This is a genomic window from Sphingomonas sp., assembly GCF_024508665.1.
Taxonomy (GTDB): Bacteria; Pseudomonadota; Alphaproteobacteria; order Sphingomonadales; family Sphingomonadaceae; genus Sphingomonas.
The window spans coordinates 732198-750094 of the sequence record NZ_JANINP010000006.1 but is presented as its reverse complement, the minus strand read 5'-3'; the positions used below and the strand labels follow the sequence as shown (position 1 = coordinate 750094).

Genomic DNA, 17897 nt, shown 5'->3' with positions numbered 1-17897 from the left:
AGCATTACCAACGCTTGGAAATACGAAGCGTCAGCTGGCGGCCCAAACCATTTGCGTTCGCTGAATCAAAGGCAATCCCACTAACGCCGTCCAGGAATTGGGGCGGAGCAGTGTTGAACAGATTTGTTGCATTTAGACTGAAGCGCCATCCGGTGAGCCAGCGAGAATCAGCTTTTGGGGCCTCGTAGGACACAGACAGATCAACGGTGGTCCAACTCGACAGCCAACTGACGGGTGTCGAGAGGGGGTTGGAATACCCACGCACGTGATTGACGAAAACATCGGCGCGCGCTCCGGAAAAGCCAATTCCGGCATTGGCACGGAACCTAAAATCCGGAGATTTTCCTAACTCATTTAGGAGGCTGAAAGACGGACTCTGCCCCGTGATTTGTTCCCGGTGACGTAGAATGTATGTCCCGTTGAGGCCCGCATTCACTGCCAGTCGTCCGAGGTTGGAGGCGGCGTCAAAGCCGAAATCGAGGGCTTCGAATTGCTCTAGTGCCACGTTCTGAAGCTGGTTGGACACCAGCACGATTCCTGGGAAAACTTGAGAGATTTGCTGCGTGGCCGGATTGAATGGGATTCCGCTCAGATTCCGGATCCTCGCGGGCACGGTGGACGCCTGCAAGGCGTCGATTGCCGCAGTTCCCGGATTTCGATTGATGAGGTTCCCGAAAAGATTCTGGCGGACGAGTACAAGCTCCGCGTCCGAACCAATCAGAGGTATAATGATCCTATTCCGATAGTCGACCGATGTGAACGATCCGAAGAACTTGATCCACGGGGCGAAACGTGGCTTGAACTCCAAGCTCGCGGTCCATGTCTTCGCGGTTTCGGGGCCGATGTTCGGATCTGTGCCTGCCTTCTCCAAGACCAAAGATGACCCTGTCGAGCTGGTAGGGTCAAGCCTAGACCTGATGAATAGGGTCGGAGGATTGACCCGACTGGCCGCTACAGTGACCAGATCGGCAGCTCGAAAGGAGGTCGAATAGGATGCCTTGGCAGTGAGGCCCGCGCCTGGCTCCCAGATCAGACCCACTTGAGGGTTCGCCGTTGAGCCGGCATCACTGTAATTGTCGATTCTACCCGCGAGGGACAGGTCTAGACGCCGCATGAAAGGCCGACCTTCGCCGCCGATCAGCGGCAGCGACAACTCGGCAAAGGCCGATGCCACATCACGCTCACGATTAAGCGTCGCAAGCTCGATGACGTTGGATTCGGTTCGGTACTCTGCGCCAAGCGCCAGCTTGGGCTCGATTCCGAACATTGTCGGCAGTGAGCCTGTGATTGTTCCAGTAAAGCCCCACAACGTGGACGAGTTCTTATCACCGCCAGCTGAGGTGATAGTACCGCCAACGCCGGCGCCCGTCAGCACGTCCGACGAGCTATAATTGGTAGTTCTGCGATCATACAGGCCTGAAACGGTCATGTTCCACACAGGGCTTAGAGAAATATCCAAGCCTGCGTTCACGCTCAAATCGGTCGATCGGTATACCGATGAACTAGTCGCGCGATAGTCGTAATCATTGTATTCGATATCAAACTTATTGATGGCCTTTCTATTTGAATACAGCACATCTGCATATATCTTCGCCACAGGAGAAAGGGATTTTTCGCCACTAAAATACACGCTGTCCTGATTGGACTCAGGAACAATAAATAGCGTTCTGTTGATGCTATTTACGACGGACGGGGAAACGTTAAAAGGAGTGTCCGCAATATCGAGAGGATCTTGCTGGCTGTGTGTATAGTTTATAAGGAATCCGCCACCCTTGTGGTCAATCCCTGCTGTTTGACTAAGCTGGTATTCTGCGGCCCCGTGTTCGGCTTTGCCTGCGAGAAAATCAGTCTGGAAACCGGAGAATTTTCGCTTGAGGACAAAATTGACGACTCCAGCGACGGCGTCGGCGCCGTATATGGCCGAACGACCGCCGGAGGCGATTTCTACTCGCTCGACGGCAGTTAGCGGAATACTATTGATATCGACGGCACGACCGCCAAGGCTCGGCGCACGGCGTTGACCATTAACCAGAACTAGAGTGGATTGCGCACCTAGGCCTCGCAAATCTATCGAGGACGCCCCCTCAAGATTTGACCCCTGCAGCAGAGAAGCATTATCACTGAATCTGGCATCAAAGCTTACGCCGCCGAAATTCTGGGGAATACTTTCGATTAATTGCGCTGTCGAAGAGTAACCGGTGCGGTCGATTTCTTTTCGACCAATGGTGATCGTCGGGCTTGCAGTTTCAACGCCAGCGATCCTCGTACCTGTGACTACAATCTCAGCCGCTAACTCCTTGTCTGTCTTGGGCGAGGCCGCATCGTCATCGGCGCCGATGGTTGCGTTTCCCACACGGACAACAGCAAACGCCCCTGAGGAGTCCCTTCGGACCGCGAAACCCGTCCCGGCCAAGAGCACGTCCAGCGCTTCTTCCGCGGTCCTTGCACCACGCACCCCGGGAGACTTGGCACCGCGGATCTCGTCACCGCGGTAAACTACCTGACGGCCAGACTGGCGAGCGAACGTGTCGAGCGCCGATCGGAGCGAGTCGGCAGGAATATTGAACTCTTGCGTTTGTGCGGCCGCCGGAGAGGCCAGCGCGACGAGGCAGGTTGAAGTGGCGAGTGCCGCAGCGAGCGTCCGGATCATGAGTAACCCCCCTTATGGGGCGGCTTTTCCGCCCCTCGGGAAACGCGACAATCGAGCGACGCAAAAGGGTAACATCGTCAGTTCGAGATTCTTACACGGTCACCATCGCGCTCCGTCTTTAAGCCGTATGCATCATGCAGCAGGCGCGCGAACGCGTCGACGTTCGACGCCTGGAATGTGCCGCCGATCGGGATCTCCGCTGCGGACGGGTCAACCTCGAGCTGGGTGCGATTGTAGCGGTTGAACTCGCTCGCGACCTCGGACAGCGGGATGAGGTTGAAGCTCAGCATCCCGTCGCGCCACGCGAGCGCGTTGGTGACCCGTTCCTCCGACTTGGGTGTGATCAGCGTCGAGCCGCCGCGCGCGATCGCCGTGTCGCCCGCGGTGATGATCGCCGCGCTGGTTTCGAGCCCCTGGCCGTCGTCGACTCGCACCCGGCCCTCGACGACGTTCACCGTGACCCGGTCCCTGTCGCGCCGCACCGAGAATTTGGTGCCGAGGACAGTTATGGTCTGCTTGCCGGCATGCACCACGAACGGCTCGCCGTCGCGGTGCTGGACCTCGAAATAGGCCTCGCCTGAGTCCAGCCATACGTCGCGGGCCCGGTCGCTAACCGCAGCGCGCACGACCGACTGGGTGTTGAGCGTGATCCGGCTGCCGTCGGCGAGGGCCACGACCTTGCGGCCACCGACCGGTGTGTCGAACCGCTTCTGCTCGGTGGCGACCTGCTGGACCGACGCATGCTCGCCGAATTGCGGCACCAGCGTGAGGCTACCAATTCCGACCGCGGCCACGAGACTCGCCGCGATCGCTGCCGGCAGCCATCTGCGCGGGCGATACTCGTGCGCGGACTCGCTGTTCCAGTCGCCGAGCGACCGCACCCGATCGGCTTCCGCCCAGCCATGTTCGGCGCGCAGCCAAGCCGTCCGGTGCGCGGTCGATTCCGCGAGCCAGTCGGCCAGCTCGACCTGATCCTGCTGCGACCAGCCGGGCTCGTCGCGGCGGATCAGCCAGTCGAGCGCCTGGTCCTCGATCGCACGGTGACGGCTCATCGGGCTGCTCATGGCTGCGCCTCCCCGGCGGATCGCCTGCCGAACTTCGGCCGCACGATCTTGCCGGTTCCGCCGACCATGTGGTCGATCAGCGCCCGCATCCCATATTTGAGCTGCTGGCGGACCGTCTCGGTCGAGACGCCGAGCGTCTCCGCCGCCTCCTGGGTGGTGAGGCCCTCGATCTTTCGCAGCCGAACCACTTCGCGGCAGCGCGGCGGCAGCTTGTCGATCCCGGCCTTGGCATGACGCAGCTCGTCGCGGGCGGTCATCGCCCGCTCGGCTTCCCAGATGTCGAAGTCGGTCCCGACGCCGTCGAGATCGGCGATGATGTCGAACGAGACGATCTGCGCACGCTTGGCCTGGTTGATGAGATGGTTGCGGGCGATCGTGTACATATAGGCACGCGTGTTGGCCGGCAGCTCGCGCCGCGCGCCGTTCCAGGCATGCTCGTATATGTCCTGCCGCAGATCGAACACGTCTTCCGCCATCCTCCAGTTACGACGCAGATAGGCCGTCAACGCCCGTTCGAGAGGGAGCACCTCTCGCACGAACCAGGCATCGATCACGTCGTCGTCGATCATCCAATACCGTCGGAGCTGTCTCGCGTCGCACTTGTCCGCCGAGGGAAGACAAGCCGGTCCTTGAAAAGGGTAACGCGAAATCTGTCCATCGCGCGAATTTTTCCTCACTCCTGTCGGGCCGCGCATGACGCTGGACAGATGAGGGAGGATTTCGGGTAACGCACTGGAAAGAGCCAAAATGGTTCTATCGGAATGTTACCCGTAGCGCGACCTTGGTTGTCATAGTCGCGAGCGGGGCGGGAAAAACCACACCCGAGACGGGGGCCTAAGTGCGCGGCATGCCGCGGCAGGAGGTCAGTGCATGGCTGGAAGCAGCCGCTCGTCGACCGCTTTCGGCTTCGGCCTGGCGGACGATATTCTGCGAACGATACGGGCGGCGGACGACTGGAGGTCGCTCCGCCAGCTGACACGCGACTTCAGCGACGAGATCCGCAGCCGGCACTTCGCACTGATCACGCACGAGGATCTGCGCGCGCCGAAGCCGGGCGCCGTCGATATCCGCGATTATGCCGAGGGCGTGGAGCGGCGGATCATCGGCGGCTGCCGTTACCGCCGCGATCCCGTCATGCGTGGCTGCCTCTTCGCCGACAGCGCGTTTCTCTGGTCCGAGCTGCGGGACATCATCACCCTCGACCATCAGGACCGTCTCGCGCTGGAGTTCGGACGCCGCGAGGGGCTCAACGAAGGCATCACGGTTCCGTGTGGCAAGCTCGGTCATTGCCTCGGCTCCTGCACCTTCGCGGGCTTTCGCTCGCCACGCATGGCCGAGCTGGCATTGGCGCCGGCCCAGATGTTCGGCGTCTTCGCCTTCCAGCGCGCCCGCCGGCTCGCCGGCCCGCTTTTGCCCGGACCCGAGCCGCGCCTCGCGCCGCGTTATCGGGACTGCGTGGTGCTGGTCGGACGTGGCCTGCGCAACAAGGCCATCGCACATCGCCTTGGGCTGAGCGAGGACACGATTGAGAGCTATCTGCGCGACGCCCGCAAGCTGTTCGGTGCCAGCGACCGGACCGAGCTGGTCGCCGCCGCCCTGCTTGCCGGCGAGATCGGCCTGGACGAGCTGCGCCGGAGCTGACCACCCGGAATTCCGGGCGCTGATCCTGAACGGCGATTGCTGCTCTTTCTCCCGGCGCATCAACCGGGAGCACAGCCATGATCCTCACGATCGACGATTACCCCGAGAGCGCACACGCATTCGCGCTCGAAACCATGTTCGCGGACCGCAAGGCGCAGTTCGTCGACTTCTTCCGATGGGACGTGCCGGTCGTCGAGGGCCGCTACGAGATCGACCAGTTCGACACGCCGCACGCCGTCTATCTCGTCGCGATCGACGAAAGCGGCCGGCACGAGGCGTCGCTCCGCATGTTGCCGAGCTGGCTGCCCCATCTGCTCGGCGACATCTTCCCGCACATCTGCATCGGCGGCGTGCCGGTCGGCCCTTCGACCTGGGAAAGCACACGGCTCTGCCTGCCGAGCCGTCACGGCGCCGCGCGCCGCAAGGAACTGCGCAACGCGCTGATCTCGGCAATGGCCGACTTCGCGCTGGCGCGCGGCATCGAGCACATCACCGGCGTCATTCCCGAAGCCTTCCGTCGAGAGGTGCTCGCCATGGGCTGGCGGGCCGAGCCGCTCGGCCCCTCGCTGCGCATCGAAGGCGGACCGATCGGAGCGTTCCGCATCGAGGTCACGCCGGACATGCGCGAGCGGCTCGCCTGGACCGGCACCTATACCGGCTTGCTGGAGCTGGCGGCATGAGCGCCCTGGTCGATATCGGCGCCGGCGAACTGGCGCGCGATGGCTATCATGTCCTGCGCGGCGCCGTCTCGGCGTCGGCGGTCGAAGCGCTGACGGCCGATCTTGCGCCGAGCTTCGAGGCTACGCCGATGTGCCAAGGCGTCTTCTACGGCAATCGTACGCGGCGGTTTGGGGCGCTGCTTCGCAGGTCGCCGCATGCCGAGGCGCTGGTGCGCCATCCGGTCGTGCTGGCGATCGCCGAGCAGATGCTTTTGCCCTGGTGCGAGCGCATCGCCCTCAATCTGACCCAGGCGGTCGAGATCCATCCGGGCGCGCCCGCGCAGTTTCCGCACCGCGACCAGGACATGTGGGGCGGTCCCAAGGGTGGCATCGAATATCTGGTCAACATCATGTGGCCGCTCGACCCGTTCACGCCCGACAATGGCGGGACGCGGCTCTGGCCCGGCAGCCATGCCGACCAGGATGCGGTCGATCTGCCCGAGCATGACGCGGTCGTGCCCGAGGTCGGGCCAGGCGACGCGCTGCTCTTCCTCGGCTCGACGCTGCATGGCGGTGGCGGCAATGTCTCGACGGCACCGCGCCGCGGCGTGATCGTCAGCTATTGCCTGGGTTGGCTCAAGCCGTTCGAGCTTCAATGGCTGGTCTATCCGCCGGCGATCGCGCGCACCTTCTCGCTCGAGCTGGCGGCATTGGTGGGCTATGCCCAGCATCGGCCCAATCTCGGCAATGTCGAAGGCCAATGCCCCTCGGTGTTGCTGCGCGACGACCGTCCCGAGCATCTCGGCGCGATCGACGCGCTGCGGCCGGACCAGGAGGCGATGGCGGCAGCCTTCCTCGCCGGACAGGACGGGTGATGCCACGCTGGTCGCCGCCCGACTGGCGCGATGCCGATGCCTACGCGCCGGTGCTCTTGGGCGGTCGGCCCGCGCTGGCCTGGGAGCTGCTGCGGCGCGATCCGGCCTATCGGGCGTTCGTTGCCCGGGATGATTCGGCCCGTGCAGCCGCTTCGCGCTGGGGGCTGCACTTTCGCGGCTGATCCGGCGCAGGACTGCGCCGTCGCGCCCTATATGTGGACGGCGGCGGCCGACCCGCATGTGCTGCGTGCCCGCATTCTTGCGCCGTCGGCATCGGGTGGGGCGATCGACCTGTACCGCTTTCCGCACTTCGTCCGGCGAGGCGAGGACTGTTGTCACGTCCGGTTCGATCTGCACGATGGCGCGCTGCGCCTGGACCTTGTCGGCGACTTTGTGACAGGCGGCGGGTGCATCGAACCCGCGTTGGATCTGGGGCGTGATCTGGAGTCGCAGCTGGCCGCGATCCGGCGGCTCGACGCGCTGTTGCGCGGATGCGCATCCCCGTCACGCGACCAGCGCTTCGTCCGCCACGTCGAGGCGCTGCGCGCCGCCGACGCGCTCGCGGCCGGGGCGAGCCTGCGCGACATCGCGCTCGGGATATTGGGCGAAGACTGGCCCGGCGACGGCGAGCATCTCAAATCCCGCGCGCGGCGCAGGGTGCGGCTGGCGGCCGAGTTGATGCGCGCCGGACCATCGGCCGTTCTCGCGCGGACGATCTAGCAGGCCGTTCAGCGCGTCTTCGGGGCGGTCGCTATCAGGCCGAGCGCGTCGATCTCGAGCGCGGCGGCGGCATCGAGATATTCGAATATGTCGAGCCGCCGCTCACCGGTCTCGTACCGGGAGACATATTGCTGCGGCTTGCCGAGCTTGTCGGCCACGGCCTGCTGCGTCAGCGCTTGACGCTTCCGGGCTTCGATCAGCTGCTCGATCACCCAGCGATAGCGACTATCGTGGATGCCTCGTGCCACCAGTCCTCCACATCAACTTGATGTGAACCTGACCGGCATTGGTTCTTACACCAACTTGATGTATGAGACTTCGTATGTGGAGCAATTGGAGCAAGCAGCCGCGGTCGTTCTCGCCGATTGCCGTGAAGTCCGCCGTCCCGCGGCGGACGCGAGCAATGCATGCTTGATCGCCTCGCACCCGCGAGTGATTCGGTCCTCGACTATGACCGGCGCAATCTCCTGACCTATGCCGAACTGCTCGACGCGGCAGACGCCGGGGTCGACTGGCTGGCAGGGGCGCTCGACATCCTTGGGATCGATCCCGTCATCGATGCGGAGCGGGCGCGGGCGTGCTGGGACAGCCATCTCGCCCGCGCGCGCTGGATCGTCGGCGATGGCCTCGGTGCCGCAATCGAGGCGTTCGGCACGCTTCCCCGCAATCGCGTGCGCGGCTCGGTGCGATAGCTGCCTGCTGCTGGGCTCGGCCTTCGGCTAGTCGATCCGTCGGCCGGCGAGCCAGACCTTGCGCACGGTCGGCAGCTCGCAAACCTTGAGCGCAATACGCTCGCCGGCCGTCTCCGTCACTCTGTCGAGTTCGATCGCGATGGCGATGCGATCGTCCGATCGCGTGGCGCCGATCGTCGCCGGAATCGATCCGTCGCGGGCGATCAGTCCGAGGATCCGCAGCAGCACCTGGGGGCAGTCGTCGGTTTCGATCTCCAGCGACACGAGTTCGCTGCGGGGGGTCTTGGTGGGTTGGGTTGCGGTCTTGAATCGGCGCGGCTGCACCGCGGGGGTGTTGGCGTTGGTCATGTGGCAAGTCCTGGCGAGCGGGCGTCCGAACGGGCGGACGTATGGCCGGACTTGGTAAGCCCGGCGGCTGCTAGTGGGTGGCGGCTCGCCGGCAAGGGCGCACGAGACCGCCGGCGCTAAGTCGCGCCGAGGTGGTAATTCGCCGGTTGAACGCTTCGGTCGTCATGACGCTCGTGCAGGTGCGGGATTGCCCTTCCTGCGCCTCAGACAATCGGGATGCGCAAACCGGTAACACGAATAGTGGCGCCTCGCGGACGGCGGCGATGCCTGGAGGAACGCGGAATAGATTGAGCGCACTCTGGCGGCGCGGCGCTGCCGCCAGGGGTCGCAATTTGGTTTCGGCCCGCGTGCGCACGCTTGCGCGGCCGTGGCGCGGCGGCGGCTGGCGCACGGTTGCGCGCGCACGCCGCCACGCTGGCCGGCCGCCTGCAAGGGTGCGTCTTCTATTTGCGCCTTCGGCGCGGTGCATCGCGCTTCGCCGTCCGCGACCGCGCTCTAGGCCGCTCATGCGGCCCCGAGCCCCGCCGGGGCGGGTCTCGGCCTCCCGGTAACGATCGCATGGCGCATTCTGTGGACGCCGCCTCCCGCGGATGCGGCGGCGTTCCTTGCGGGCCTTCCCTCGTCGGCGGGTGTGGCCGGCGCTTCCGCCTGAGGCCCGTCGCGGCCCGCGCAACTCCGCGTGCGCGGAGTGCTTCATTGCATTGCGCCCTGACGGTGCGCGCGCCGCTGGAGCCGGGCCTCCTCTGGTCGCTTCTCGCCGCCCACCCCCGCCTCTCGGGGGAGGCCATGGGGCTTTTTGGGCGGGTCTGGAGGCTATCGTGTCACGATCATTGAAGCGCCGTGCCCGTGGCGAGGCTGTTGCCGATAGCGGCGAACCCCGCGTGAACCTCTATGACGAGGTAACCGCGCGGATCATTTCCGAGCTGGAGGCGGGGCGCATCCCATGGGTCCAGCCGTGGAGCGGCGCGGCGTGCGCCGGTCCCTCGCTGCCGCGCAATGTGCTGACCGGCCGGTCCTATTCCGGCGTGAATGTCCTGCTGCTGTGGGGCGCGGTGATCGCCAACGGCTATCCGTCGCAAAGCTGGCTGACCTTCCGGCAGGCGCGGGAAGCTGGCGGCAGCGTCATCAAGGGCGAGCGCGGCCAGACCGTGGTCTATGCCGACCGCTTCATCCCCGAGGCGGAAAAGGCGAAGGCTTCGGCGAGCGGCGACGACCCCAAGGCCGTGCCGTTCCTCAAGCGCTTCACCGTGTTCAACATCGCGCAGTGCGAGGGGCTGCGGTCCGGCCTCGCGCTGGACCCCGCGCCGCTCCCCGAACGCGAGATCGTCCCGGTCGCCGAGGAAGTGATCGCGGCATCGGGCGTCGATTTCCGGATCGGCGGATCGCGCGCTTTCTATGTCCCGTCCGCCGACTTCGTGCAGGTGCCGCCGCAGCCCGCTTTCTTCGAGCAGGTCAACTATTACCGGACCTGCCTGCACGAGCTGACGCACGCGACCGGTCACTCGAAGCGGCTGGGGCGCGACCTGTCGAATGGCTTCGGGACCAAGGGCTATGCCCGCGAGGAATTGTGCGCCGAACTCGGTTCCGCCTTCCTCTGCGCCGCGCTCGGCATCGTGCCGACCGTCCGCCACGCAGACTATATCGCAAGCTGGCTGGAGGTGCTGCGCGAGGACAATCGCGCCATTTTCCGCGCCGCGAGCCAGGCGAGCAAGGCCGCCGATTGGCTGCTGGCGCGGCATCGCGAAGCCGGTGAGGCAACGGCAGATCGGAGGATCGCGGCATGATCCTCCTGCCTCCCGAGCTTCGCTTCGCGCTGCGCGCGAACGCGATCCAGAGGCGCGCGACTCTGGATCGCAACCGCCGCGCCGCCGAACGGAAGGACGAGCGCTTCGATCCGGTCCCAGTGCTCAAGCTGTTCAATCCGCTCGGGGCGGCGACATGGCTCGCGACCGAACTCGCCGACGACGATGACACCCTGTTCGGCCTTGCCGACCTCGGGTTCGGCTGTCCGGAGCTTGGCGCGTTCAGTCTGTCGGAGATCGCATCGGTCCGGCTGCCGTTCGGCCTCGGTATCGAACGCGACCTGGCCTACGAGGGACGCCACCGCCTGTCGATTTGGACGGCGTGGAGCCGCCGCGCCGGGTCGATTCTCTGGGCCGAAACCCTGCTGCGCCGGGTCGCCCCCGGCACCAACTCCCGCGACGAGATCGGGCCGCCGCCCGACGCGTCCCCCCAAGAAACAGACGGGGCCGGATGACCCACCACCGCCGGACCCCGGCGGGGGTCCGGCATCCATGAAGGAGCAAGACCATGACCCTTTTGTTCATAGCGCAGGACCGCTTGTCGGTCAGCAAGACCAACATGCGGCACAGCCGCAAGGCACCCGATGTCAGCGACATCCTTCCCACCATCCGCAAGCGCGGCGTCATCCAGACCCTGCTGGTCCGCCCCTGCGAAACCGAAGGCGATTACGAGATCGTCGCGGGCGCGCGGCGCTTTCACGCCGCGCAGCTGGTCGCCGCTGAGACCGGCGAAGCCGAGCCGCTGCCGTGCCGCGTGCTCGCGGCGGGCGATGACGCCGCCGCGATCGAGGCGTCGATGATCGAGAACTTGGCGAGGCTCGACGCCGACGAGGTGACCCAATGGGAAACCTTCACCCGGCTGGTCAAGGAAGGCCGCGAGATCGCCGATCTCGCCGAAACCTTCGGGCTTCCCGACCTCACCATCCGCCGCGTGCTCGCGCTCGGTAACCTCCTGCCGCGCATCCGCGACCTGTACCGGCAGGAGAAAATCGACCGTTCGACTGTCCGCCATCTGACCATGGCGTCCAAGTCCCAGCAGCGCGCATGGCTGGCGCTGCTCGACGACAAAAACGCCTATGTCCCGACCGGGCATCAGTTGAAGGCGTGGCTGTTGGGCGGACAGTCGATCAGCGCCGTCCACGCGCTGTTCGATGTCGAGGCTTACAAGGGCGCGCTGGTCGCCGACCTGTTCGGCGACGACCGCTATTTCGCCGATGCCGACGCTTTCTGGATCGCGCAGAATGCGGTCATCGAGGAGCGCCGCACCGCCTATCTGGAGGCTGGCTGGAGCGATGTCGTGATCGTGCCTCCTTCCGAGCGGTTCGACAGCTGGGAATATGAGAAGGCCGCGAAGCGCAAGGGCGGACGCGTCTATGTCGATGTCAGGACCAACGGAGAAGTCGTGTTCCACGAAGGCTATCTGACCCGCGCCGAGGCTCGCCGCGCGGCACGCGGCGAGCCGATTGCGGCGACCGAGAAGCCCGTCCGCGCCGAGATCACCAGCGCGCTCAACAGCTATATCGACCTTCACCGCCATGCCGCAGTGCGCGCGGCACTGTGCGGGCATCCCGGCGTCGCGCTGCGGCTCGCGGTCGCGCACATGATCGCCGGATCGCCGCTATGGAGCGTCCGCCCGGACCCGCAATCGACCCGCAACGACGATGTTCGCGAGAGCGTCGAGACTTCGCCCGGCGAGGTGCGGTTCGACGAGCATCGCCGCGCGGTGCTCGCCGTTCTCGGCCTTTCGCCGGAGGAACCGACCGTCACCGGCGGCAACGGCGACGACCATGGCCTGTGCCAGATCTTCCACCGGCTGCTGGAGCTTCCCGATGGTGTCGTGCTCGACATTATTGCGGTCGCGATGGGTGAGACGCTGGCGGTCGGCAGCGCCGCCGTCGATGCGGTCGGGAGCCATCTCGGTATCGACATGGCCGACTGGTGGCAGGCCGATGTCTGCCTGTTCGAGCTGGTCCGCGACCGCGAGGTGGCGTCCGCGCTGCTCGCCGAGATCGCGGGCGATATCGTCGCCAAGGCGAACGAAGGCGAGAAGGCGAAGACGCTGAAGCAGATTGCCCGCGACCACCTCGACGGCACGAACGGACGCGCCAAGGTCGAGCGTTGGGTACCGCGCTGGATGCGCTTCCCGCCCGCCGCCTACACCCCGCGGGGCGGGGTCGCGAGTGTCGCCGCCGCGATGCGCGGCGCGCGGATCGTCCCGGAAGACGAGCCGGAGAAGCTCGCCGCCTGACTGCCCGGCACGCGGGCGGCCCCTGCCGGGACCGCCCGCGACGTCGCCCCGCTGTATCGGTTCAGGAATTTTCGGCGGCGCTGGCGCGCCGCCATTTTCGTGGCCGGTGCGGATCGGGATCGGCCTCCGCCAGCACCGCCAATGCCGCGCGCAGATGCTTCTCGATCGCGCTCTGGCTCAGTTCCATCGCTGCCGCGGTCTCCTTGAGCGAGACCTCATCCAGCCGCCGCAGCAGCACGACAAGCCGCCGCTTCTCGGACAACGTATCCATTGCCGCCGCCACGCGCGCCAGCCGCTCGCGCGCCTCCGCCGCCTCCACCGCCCCCGGCGACGGGTCGGCGAATGCCGCAAGGACTTGACCCTCGACCGGCTCGATCCGGACGCAGGCGGCGTGGCGCTGCCGCTCGACGATCTCGCTCCACGCCGCGCGCGAAAGATAGCCGAACCAGTTGCGGACATCGTCGCCCGGATCGGCCTTGAGGACGCGCAGATAGACGTCCTGGACCACATCATCGACGTCGGCGGGCGCGACCCCGCGCCGCGCGATCCATGCGCGCAGGCGCGGCTCGAGCGGCAGGCAGGCTTCGGCCAGAAGACGCGCGGTCGTGCCGCGCCTCGCGGCGCAGTCGATCAGCGACAGCAGCGGCCCGGCCCGTAGTTCGCCCGGTCCGCTGTCTTCCCATTCGGCGACCTTCCGGCGCGCGGCGAGGGTCACCGCAGCGCCACCGGCAACGCTTCGAAGCCGCGCTCGCGAAGCGCCGCGAGCACCGCCTCGCCATGGTCGCGGCTCTCCACTTCCGCGACGATCTCGACGACCGTGCCCTTCGCATTGAGCGCAAGCGACAGCCGGTCGTGCGCGACATCGACGATGTTCGCACCGGCTTCGCCGATGGCGGTCGCGAGCCGCGCCAGCCCGCCCGGCGCGTCGGGCACGGCCACCTGGATGCGCAGCAATCTGGCCGAGCGTACCAGCTCGCGCATCGCGACCGAGGCGAGCACGCGCAGGTCGATGTTGCCGCCGGTCAGAATCGTCGCCACGCGCTGTCCCATGAACCGTCCGGGATGCGCGAGCAGCGCGGCGAGCCCCGTCGCGCCCGCGCCTTCCGCCACCGTCTTCTCGACCGACAGCAGCAGCGCCACCGCCGCCTCGATCGCGCTCTCCTCGACCAGCAGGATGTCGTCGACGAGGGCGCGCACGACCTCGCGCGTCAGCCCGCCGGCGGTCTTGACCGCGATGCCTTCGGCGATGGTCATGCCGTCGGCGCAGGGCTCCAACTCGCCCGCGAGTGCGCGCGCCATCGACGGATAGGTGGCGCTCTGCACCCCGATCACGCGCACGCTCGGCTTGATCGTCTTGGCCGCGATCGCGATCCCCGAGATCAGCCCGCCGCCGCCGATCGGCACGAGGATCGCGTCGAGATTTGGCACGGCGGAAAGGATTTCGAGGCCGATCGTGCCCTGTCCGGCGATCACTGCCGGATCGTCATAGGGATGGATGAAGGTGAGGCCATCGGCCACCGCCAGGTCGTGCGCGTGGGTCAATGCATCGCTCAGATTGGCGCCGTGGATCACCACCCGCGCGCCATGGTCGCGTGTCCGCGCGATCTTGGTGAGCGGCGTGCCGAGCGGCATCACGATCGTCGCGGGGACGCCCAACCGCTTGGCATGATAGGCGACACCCTGCGCGTGATTGCCCGCCGACATCGCGCAGACGCCGCGCGCGCGTATCGCCGGATCGGTCAGCAGCAGCTTGTTGAGCGCGCCGCGTTCCTTGAAGCTCGCGGTGAACTGCAGGTTCTCGAACTTGAGGAATAGCCGGGCGCCGGTGATCGCCGACAGCGTCTCGCTCGGCACGCAGGGCGTGTCGAGGATCGCGCCTTCCAGGCGCGCGGCGGCAGCGCGAATGTCGCCGATAGACGGCGGATCGAATTCCATTTTCCGTCAGCCGGCGACGCGATCCTTGAACGCTTTCGCCGGGCGGAACCGGACGGTGCGCGAAGCCGCGACGAACATCGCTTCCCCGGTTCGCGGGTTGCGTCCGGCACGCGCCGGACGATGGGTGACGCTGAACTTGCCGAACCCGGCGAGCGCTACTTCCCCTTTCGCGGCCCCCGCCGCGATCGCGTCGAGCACGTCGGCGACCATCGTCCGCGCTTCCGCCTTGCTGAGGTTCCGCGCCGTGGCGAGTGCGTCGGCGATATCGTTCCTGGTCATGCGGCTGATCCCCCAAGATGGCGTCGGCCCCGCGCAAGGGACGGCAGGGCCGACCCTGCCCGAGACAGCCGAGACGCGATTTCGGGTAACGCGCGTCGGCTCTTCCGGCGGATTTCTCGAACCTCGCGGTAGGTCCGTCGATCGCTGAAATCGGTGATGGAGTCGCGTCGGAGCCGCCATTCCGCGCTGCGTAAATCACCTGTGCGGAGGCAAATCCGACCCTCGGCCTCTCGACGACGGCGTCCTGCGGCAGGCCGTCCGGCGCCACAACGCGGGGCCGCGAACTTTCTTCCCCGGCGTGTGCCACGCCTCCTCGCGGACCAAGAAACTCCGCGTCCCCGCGTCCTCCGCTTCGCTTCGGCCTTTCAGGTGCATCGCCGGCCCTGGCTGCCGCCCGTGTCCGCCTGTCGAGGCCGCGATGGGCGGCTTTGCGAGCATCAAGGAGATGACATCATGGCACAGATTGGCACCTTCAGCCGCGACGAAAGCGGCGTTTTCACCGGTTCGATCCGGACCCTGACCCTCAACGTCAAGGCGACGATCCGCCCCGTCGAGCGGGACAACGACAAGGCACCCGACACCCGCGTCTTCGCCGGTGCGGTCGAGATCGGGGCAGGCTGGACCAAGGCCGCGCGCGAGACCGGTACCGAATATCTGAGCCTAAAGCTCGACGATCCCTCGCTGCCTTCGCCGATCTACGCCCAGCTCGTCCAAGGCGACGGCAGCGACTGGAAGCTGATCTGGTCGCGCTGACAAGGCCGCGCTCGCGGGGGTGTCGGAACGCGAAATCGTTTCGACACTCCCCGCAGCGGGTCCCGGTCCGGATGCTCGGGGACGCGCCGGCACTTCCGCCGCCGCGAGCAACGGACCCCGACCAGCATGCAGGACGACAGCGACATCGACCGGGCAGGCCGCGCCAAGCGCGGCTCGCCCTTCCTCACCACCGACCAGGCCGCCGCCTATCTCAAGATCTCTTCGAAGTCGCTGAAGCGGCTCCGGCGGGCGGGCAAGGGACCGGCGTTCCGCCGCCATTGCCGCTTCGTCCAATACCATATCGACGATCTCGACGCGTGGAGCCGCGACAGCGGCGGGCGGGAGCCGCGCGCATGAACCGGCGCTCGCATGCCAGCGGCGACGCGCCGCTCCTCGCTTGGGGCGACGCCCTGCGCGCGGCCAAGGCTCGGCGCAAACGCCTGATCCGATGGGCAGCGATCGGCGCGATCGGCGGCGTCGCGCTGCTCGCCACCGCGGTGTTTCCTCCGGCCCCGCGGCTGGTCTGGAATGCCTCGGCCAGCGCGCCGATCGGCCTCTACGCGGTGTCTCCGGGTGCCCCCGCAGAGCCAGGCGACATGGTCGTCGCGCGGGTGCCGGAACCGTATCGGCGGCTCGCCGCGACCCGCCGCTACCTGCCGATGAACGTGCCGCTGGTGAAGCGGGTCGTGGCCTCTGCGGGCGACGAGGTCTGCGCGCTCGGCCAGGAAATCTTCGTCAACGGACGCTGGATCGCCGAGCGGTCGGCCGCCGATGGCGCGGGCCGGCCGATGCCGATGTGGTCGGGCTGCGTGCGGCTGCGCGGTCGCCAGCTGTTCCTGCTGATGGATACGCCGGCGTCGTTCGACGGGCGCTATTTTGGAGTGACCGAAAGCGCCGACATCGTCGGCGGGGCGCGGCCGCTATGGGCGCGGTAAGGATCATGCTGGGCGTCGCCAGCCTCGCCGTTGCCGCGCCGGCACAGGCGGAATCGGTCGCCGACTGGCGGCCCTATATCGCCGAAGCGTCCGCCCGGTTCGGCGTGCCGACAGCCTGGATCGAGCGGGTCATGCAGGCGGAGAGCCGGGGCCAGACGACTCTCGACGGTCGCCCGATCCGCTCGTCGGCAGGCGCGACGGGCCTAATGCAACTGATGCCCGCGACCTGGGCCGACATGCGTGCAAGGCTCGGGCTCGGCGCCGACCCGGACGACCCGCGCGACAACATCCTGGCGGGCACCCTGTATCTCAGGCTGATGTACGATCGCTTCGGCTATCCGGGCCTCTTCGCTGCCTATAATGCAGGGCCGGGCCGCTATGCCGAGTATCTGGCCGGAGGCCGCGCTCTGCCTGCCGAGACGGTCGGCTATCTCGCCAGCGTCGCGCCGCGATCGCCAGTGCCGAGCGTCCCGGTGGCCGCCACGCCGGTGCTGCCGCCCTCTATCTTTGCCGTTCGGCGCGATGTGAAGACCCCCTCCGAGGCGTCGGCTTCCACCCCCGGGTCGTCGCTGTTCGTGGCGCTGTCGAAGGGGGATTGATCGCGATGCGGTGCATGTCGGAGAGGGAGGAAGCTCGTCTCGATAGACCCAGCATGACGGGTGGCGGAACGGCTATCAAGGCCCGCGGGTGCCCCCCAATTTTCTTCGAAAATCGGTTCCCCCCGCGTCCGCTTCGCGGCGCTGCGCTTCGCTCCGCGGCCCTGACAGCCGCTCCGCCACCCATCTCTGAAACGCCGTTCTCGATGATGGGAACATCAGCGTTGGAGATCATCATGAGCATGTATCAGAGCATCGGAACGGCGTCGGATCGCGTGATAAACGCATTGGTTGCTGGGCTTGAACTGGAGTTTGGGCGCGGTGCCGGGGAAGCCCTGGCGCACCGCTTTCTGGAGGCCGAGGAAGCGGATTTTCGCTGGGATGCGAGGGTCGAGGAGCGCTGGATCGGCGCCTACGAAAGCCCCGACGACGAGGATTTTGAACTCGATCGGATCGCGATTTGCGGTCGCCTCGATGGCAAATGGTTCTGTGCCACCATGCTCGTGGACGGCGATGGCAATGCCCACGGGATGATGGGATGCCGGCAGTTCAGGTCGCTGGTTCGGGCGCGGGATGCGATGCTCCATGCGCACTGATCGGCAGAATTCTCCCGGGGAGAGGCGGCGTCGGTTCGGCGTCGTCTCTCCCCTTTTTTTGAGCCGGGATGGAGGGAAGGAAGGGAAAGAGGGGAAACAAGATA

At 66.4% G+C, this 17897-nt stretch carries 22 protein-coding genes; 14 read left to right on the top strand and 8 right to left on the bottom strand.

All coding sequences use genetic code 11. From position 1 onward, the window contains the following. Nucleotides 1-4: 4 nt before the first annotated feature. The 3 genes from Q0L25_RS12385 to Q0L25_RS12375 form a co-directional block, all read right to left on the bottom strand. Entirely contained in the window at nucleotides 5-2650 is a 2646-nt protein-coding gene (locus tag Q0L25_RS12385; protein WP_296614663.1) for a TonB-dependent receptor, read from the bottom strand. Nucleotides 2651-2727: 77 nt separating this feature from the next. After that, entirely contained in the window at nucleotides 2728-3714 is a 987-nt protein-coding gene (locus Q0L25_RS12380; RefSeq protein ID WP_296614661.1) for a FecR domain-containing protein, read from the bottom strand. Continuing rightward, nucleotides 3711-4283: an RNA polymerase sigma factor gene (locus Q0L25_RS12375; protein ID WP_296614659.1), complete on the bottom strand. Its 573-nt coding sequence runs from the start codon at nucleotides 4281-4283 to the stop codon at nucleotides 3711-3713. Before Q0L25_RS12375 ends, Q0L25_RS12380 begins: the two co-directional genes overlap by 4 nt. Nucleotides 4284-4584: 301 nt before the next feature. Here Q0L25_RS12375 and Q0L25_RS12370 point away from each other — a divergent pair, with 301 nt between their 5' ends. The 5 genes from Q0L25_RS12370 (at nucleotide 4585) to Q0L25_RS12350 (ending at nucleotide 7609) form a co-directional block, all read left to right on the top strand. Next, entirely contained in the window at nucleotides 4585-5355 is a 771-nt protein-coding gene (locus tag Q0L25_RS12370; protein WP_296614658.1) for a LuxR family transcriptional regulator, read from the top strand. 77 nt (nucleotides 5356-5432) lie between these two features. Beyond that, nucleotides 5433-6035: an acyl-homoserine-lactone synthase gene (locus Q0L25_RS12365; protein WP_296614656.1), complete on the top strand. Its 603-nt coding sequence runs from the start codon at nucleotides 5433-5435 to the stop codon at nucleotides 6033-6035. Then, entirely contained in the window at nucleotides 6032-6889 is an 858-nt protein-coding gene (locus Q0L25_RS12360) for a phytanoyl-CoA dioxygenase family protein (protein WP_296614654.1), read from the top strand. The genes Q0L25_RS12365 and Q0L25_RS12360 overlap by 4 nt, the downstream gene beginning before the upstream one ends. Then, nucleotides 6889-7071 (top strand): DUF6499 domain-containing protein, encoded by a 183-nt coding sequence (locus Q0L25_RS12355; protein WP_296614651.1) that lies wholly within the window; start codon nucleotides 6889-6891, stop codon nucleotides 7069-7071. Before Q0L25_RS12360 ends, Q0L25_RS12355 begins: the two co-directional genes overlap by 1 nt. Nucleotides 7072-7102: 31 nt before the next feature. Continuing rightward, entirely contained in the window at nucleotides 7103-7609 is a 507-nt protein-coding gene (locus Q0L25_RS12350) for a DUF2285 domain-containing protein (protein ID WP_296614649.1), read from the top strand. 8 nt (nucleotides 7610-7617) lie between these two features. Here the strand turns inward: Q0L25_RS12350 and Q0L25_RS12345 are convergent, their stop codons facing one another. After that, complete coding sequence (locus Q0L25_RS12345) at nucleotides 7618-7857, bottom strand: helix-turn-helix transcriptional regulator (RefSeq protein WP_296614646.1); 240 nt, start codon at nucleotides 7855-7857, stop codon at nucleotides 7618-7620. Between the two features lie 159 nt (nucleotides 7858-8016). Here Q0L25_RS12345 and Q0L25_RS12340 point away from each other — a divergent pair, with 159 nt between their 5' ends. Next, nucleotides 8017-8301 (top strand): hypothetical protein, encoded by a 285-nt coding sequence (locus tag Q0L25_RS12340; protein ID WP_296614644.1) that lies wholly within the window; start codon nucleotides 8017-8019, stop codon nucleotides 8299-8301. Nucleotides 8302-8328: 27 nt separating this feature from the next. On the opposite strand, the gene Q0L25_RS12335 is transcribed toward Q0L25_RS12340, so the two are convergent. Next, a complete protein-coding gene (locus Q0L25_RS12335) occupies nucleotides 8329-8649 on the bottom strand; it encodes a hypothetical protein (protein WP_296614642.1) in 321 nt (106 codons plus the stop codon). Between the two features lie 818 nt (nucleotides 8650-9467). Here Q0L25_RS12335 and Q0L25_RS12330 point away from each other — a divergent pair. From Q0L25_RS12330 to Q0L25_RS12320, 3 genes are read left to right on the top strand one after another with little or no spacing between them, the layout of a single operon-like run. Next, nucleotides 9468-10433, top strand: a complete 966-nt coding sequence (locus Q0L25_RS12330) for a zincin-like metallopeptidase domain-containing protein (protein WP_296614640.1) — start codon at nucleotides 9468-9470, stop codon at nucleotides 10431-10433. Then, nucleotides 10430-10906, top strand: a complete 477-nt coding sequence (locus Q0L25_RS12325; protein ID WP_296614638.1) for a DUF2958 domain-containing protein — start codon at nucleotides 10430-10432, stop codon at nucleotides 10904-10906. The genes Q0L25_RS12330 and Q0L25_RS12325 overlap by 4 nt, the downstream gene beginning before the upstream one ends. Nucleotides 10907-10959: 53 nt before the next feature. Next, complete coding sequence (locus Q0L25_RS12320) at nucleotides 10960-12699, top strand: ParB/RepB/Spo0J family partition protein (protein ID WP_296614636.1); 1740 nt, start codon at nucleotides 10960-10962, stop codon at nucleotides 12697-12699. A gap of 61 nt (nucleotides 12700-12760) precedes the next feature. Here Q0L25_RS12320 and Q0L25_RS12315 read toward each other — a convergent pair whose 3' ends face one another. From Q0L25_RS12315 to Q0L25_RS12305, 3 genes are read right to left on the bottom strand one after another with little or no spacing between them, the layout of a single operon-like run. Then, nucleotides 12761-13414 (bottom strand): sigma-70 family RNA polymerase sigma factor, encoded by a 654-nt coding sequence (locus Q0L25_RS12315; RefSeq protein WP_296614635.1) that lies wholly within the window; start codon nucleotides 13412-13414, stop codon nucleotides 12761-12763. Next, entirely contained in the window at nucleotides 13411-14634 is a 1224-nt protein-coding gene (locus Q0L25_RS12310; RefSeq protein ID WP_296614634.1) for a threonine ammonia-lyase, read from the bottom strand. The genes Q0L25_RS12315 and Q0L25_RS12310 overlap by 4 nt, the downstream gene beginning before the upstream one ends. A 6-nt stretch (nucleotides 14635-14640) precedes the next feature. Next, nucleotides 14641-14913: an HU family DNA-binding protein gene (locus Q0L25_RS12305; RefSeq protein ID WP_296614633.1), complete on the bottom strand. Its 273-nt coding sequence runs from the start codon at nucleotides 14911-14913 to the stop codon at nucleotides 14641-14643. A gap of 453 nt (nucleotides 14914-15366) precedes the next feature. Here Q0L25_RS12305 and Q0L25_RS12300 point away from each other — a divergent pair, with 453 nt between their 5' ends. From Q0L25_RS12300 to Q0L25_RS12280, 5 genes are all read left to right on the top strand, one after another. After that, the gene (locus Q0L25_RS12300; RefSeq protein WP_296614631.1) at nucleotides 15367-15666 is read left to right on the top strand and encodes a DUF736 domain-containing protein; all 300 of its coding nucleotides are present in this window, start codon (nucleotides 15367-15369) and stop codon (nucleotides 15664-15666) included. A 126-nt stretch (nucleotides 15667-15792) separates the two neighbouring features. Continuing rightward, complete coding sequence (locus Q0L25_RS12295) at nucleotides 15793-16023, top strand: helix-turn-helix domain-containing protein (RefSeq protein WP_296614630.1); 231 nt, start codon at nucleotides 15793-15795, stop codon at nucleotides 16021-16023. Next, nucleotides 16020-16601: a S26 family signal peptidase gene (locus Q0L25_RS12290; RefSeq protein ID WP_296614629.1), complete on the top strand. Its 582-nt coding sequence runs from the start codon at nucleotides 16020-16022 to the stop codon at nucleotides 16599-16601. The genes Q0L25_RS12295 and Q0L25_RS12290 overlap by 4 nt, the downstream gene beginning before the upstream one ends. Beyond that, nucleotides 16589-17200 carry a lytic transglycosylase domain-containing protein gene (locus Q0L25_RS12285; protein WP_296614627.1) on the top strand — a complete coding sequence of 204 codons (612 nt, stop codon included), beginning with the start codon at nucleotides 16589-16591 and terminating at the stop codon, nucleotides 17198-17200. The genes Q0L25_RS12290 and Q0L25_RS12285 overlap by 13 nt, the downstream gene beginning before the upstream one ends. A gap of 233 nt (nucleotides 17201-17433) precedes the next feature. Continuing rightward, nucleotides 17434-17793, top strand: coding sequence for a hypothetical protein (locus Q0L25_RS12280; RefSeq protein ID WP_296614626.1), 360 nt, complete (start codon nucleotides 17434-17436; stop codon nucleotides 17791-17793). The last annotated feature ends 104 nt before the right edge of the window (nucleotides 17794-17897 follow it).

Bases quoted from the DNA above. Each gene is read 5' to 3' on its own strand.
- Q0L25_RS12335 (WP_296614642.1), bottom strand. From the start codon at position 8,649: ATGACCAACGCCAACACCCCCGCGGTGCAGCCGCGCCGATTCAAGACC.
- Q0L25_RS12320 (WP_296614636.1), top strand. From the start codon at position 10,960: ATGACCCTTTTGTTCATAGCGCAGGACCGCTTGTCGGTCAGCAAGACC.
- Q0L25_RS12310 (WP_296614634.1), bottom strand. From the start codon at position 14,634: ATGGAATTCGATCCGCCGTCTATCGGCGACATTCGCGCTGCCGCCGCG.
- Q0L25_RS12350 (WP_296614649.1), top strand. From the start codon at position 7,103: ATGTGGACGGCGGCGGCCGACCCGCATGTGCTGCGTGCCCGCATTCTT.
- Q0L25_RS12360 (WP_296614654.1), top strand. From the start codon at position 6,032: ATGAGCGCCCTGGTCGATATCGGCGCCGGCGAACTGGCGCGCGATGGC.
- Q0L25_RS12380 (WP_296614661.1), bottom strand. From the start codon at position 3,714: ATGAGCAGCCCGATGAGCCGTCACCGTGCGATCGAGGACCAGGCGCTC.
- Q0L25_RS12385 (WP_296614663.1), bottom strand. From the start codon at position 2,650: ATGATCCGGACGCTCGCTGCGGCACTCGCCACTTCAACCTGCCTCGTC.
- Q0L25_RS12355 (WP_296614651.1), top strand. From the start codon at position 6,889: ATGCCACGCTGGTCGCCGCCCGACTGGCGCGATGCCGATGCCTACGCG.
- Q0L25_RS12375 (WP_296614659.1), bottom strand. From the start codon at position 4,283: ATGATCGACGACGACGTGATCGATGCCTGGTTCGTGCGAGAGGTGCTC.
- Q0L25_RS12285 (WP_296614627.1), top strand. From the start codon at position 16,589: ATGGGCGCGGTAAGGATCATGCTGGGCGTCGCCAGCCTCGCCGTTGCC.
- Q0L25_RS12280 (WP_296614626.1), top strand. From the start codon at position 17,434: ATGAGCATGTATCAGAGCATCGGAACGGCGTCGGATCGCGTGATAAAC.
- Q0L25_RS12370 (WP_296614658.1), top strand. From the start codon at position 4,585: ATGGCTGGAAGCAGCCGCTCGTCGACCGCTTTCGGCTTCGGCCTGGCG.
- Q0L25_RS12295 (WP_296614630.1), top strand. From the start codon at position 15,793: ATGCAGGACGACAGCGACATCGACCGGGCAGGCCGCGCCAAGCGCGGC.
- Q0L25_RS12290 (WP_296614629.1), top strand. From the start codon at position 16,020: ATGAACCGGCGCTCGCATGCCAGCGGCGACGCGCCGCTCCTCGCTTGG.
- Q0L25_RS12305 (WP_296614633.1), bottom strand. From the start codon at position 14,913: ATGACCAGGAACGATATCGCCGACGCACTCGCCACGGCGCGGAACCTC.
- Q0L25_RS12365 (WP_296614656.1), top strand. From the start codon at position 5,433: ATGATCCTCACGATCGACGATTACCCCGAGAGCGCACACGCATTCGCG.
- Q0L25_RS12340 (WP_296614644.1), top strand. From the start codon at position 8,017: ATGCTTGATCGCCTCGCACCCGCGAGTGATTCGGTCCTCGACTATGAC.
- Q0L25_RS12300 (WP_296614631.1), top strand. From the start codon at position 15,367: ATGGCACAGATTGGCACCTTCAGCCGCGACGAAAGCGGCGTTTTCACC.
- Q0L25_RS12325 (WP_296614638.1), top strand. From the start codon at position 10,430: ATGATCCTCCTGCCTCCCGAGCTTCGCTTCGCGCTGCGCGCGAACGCG.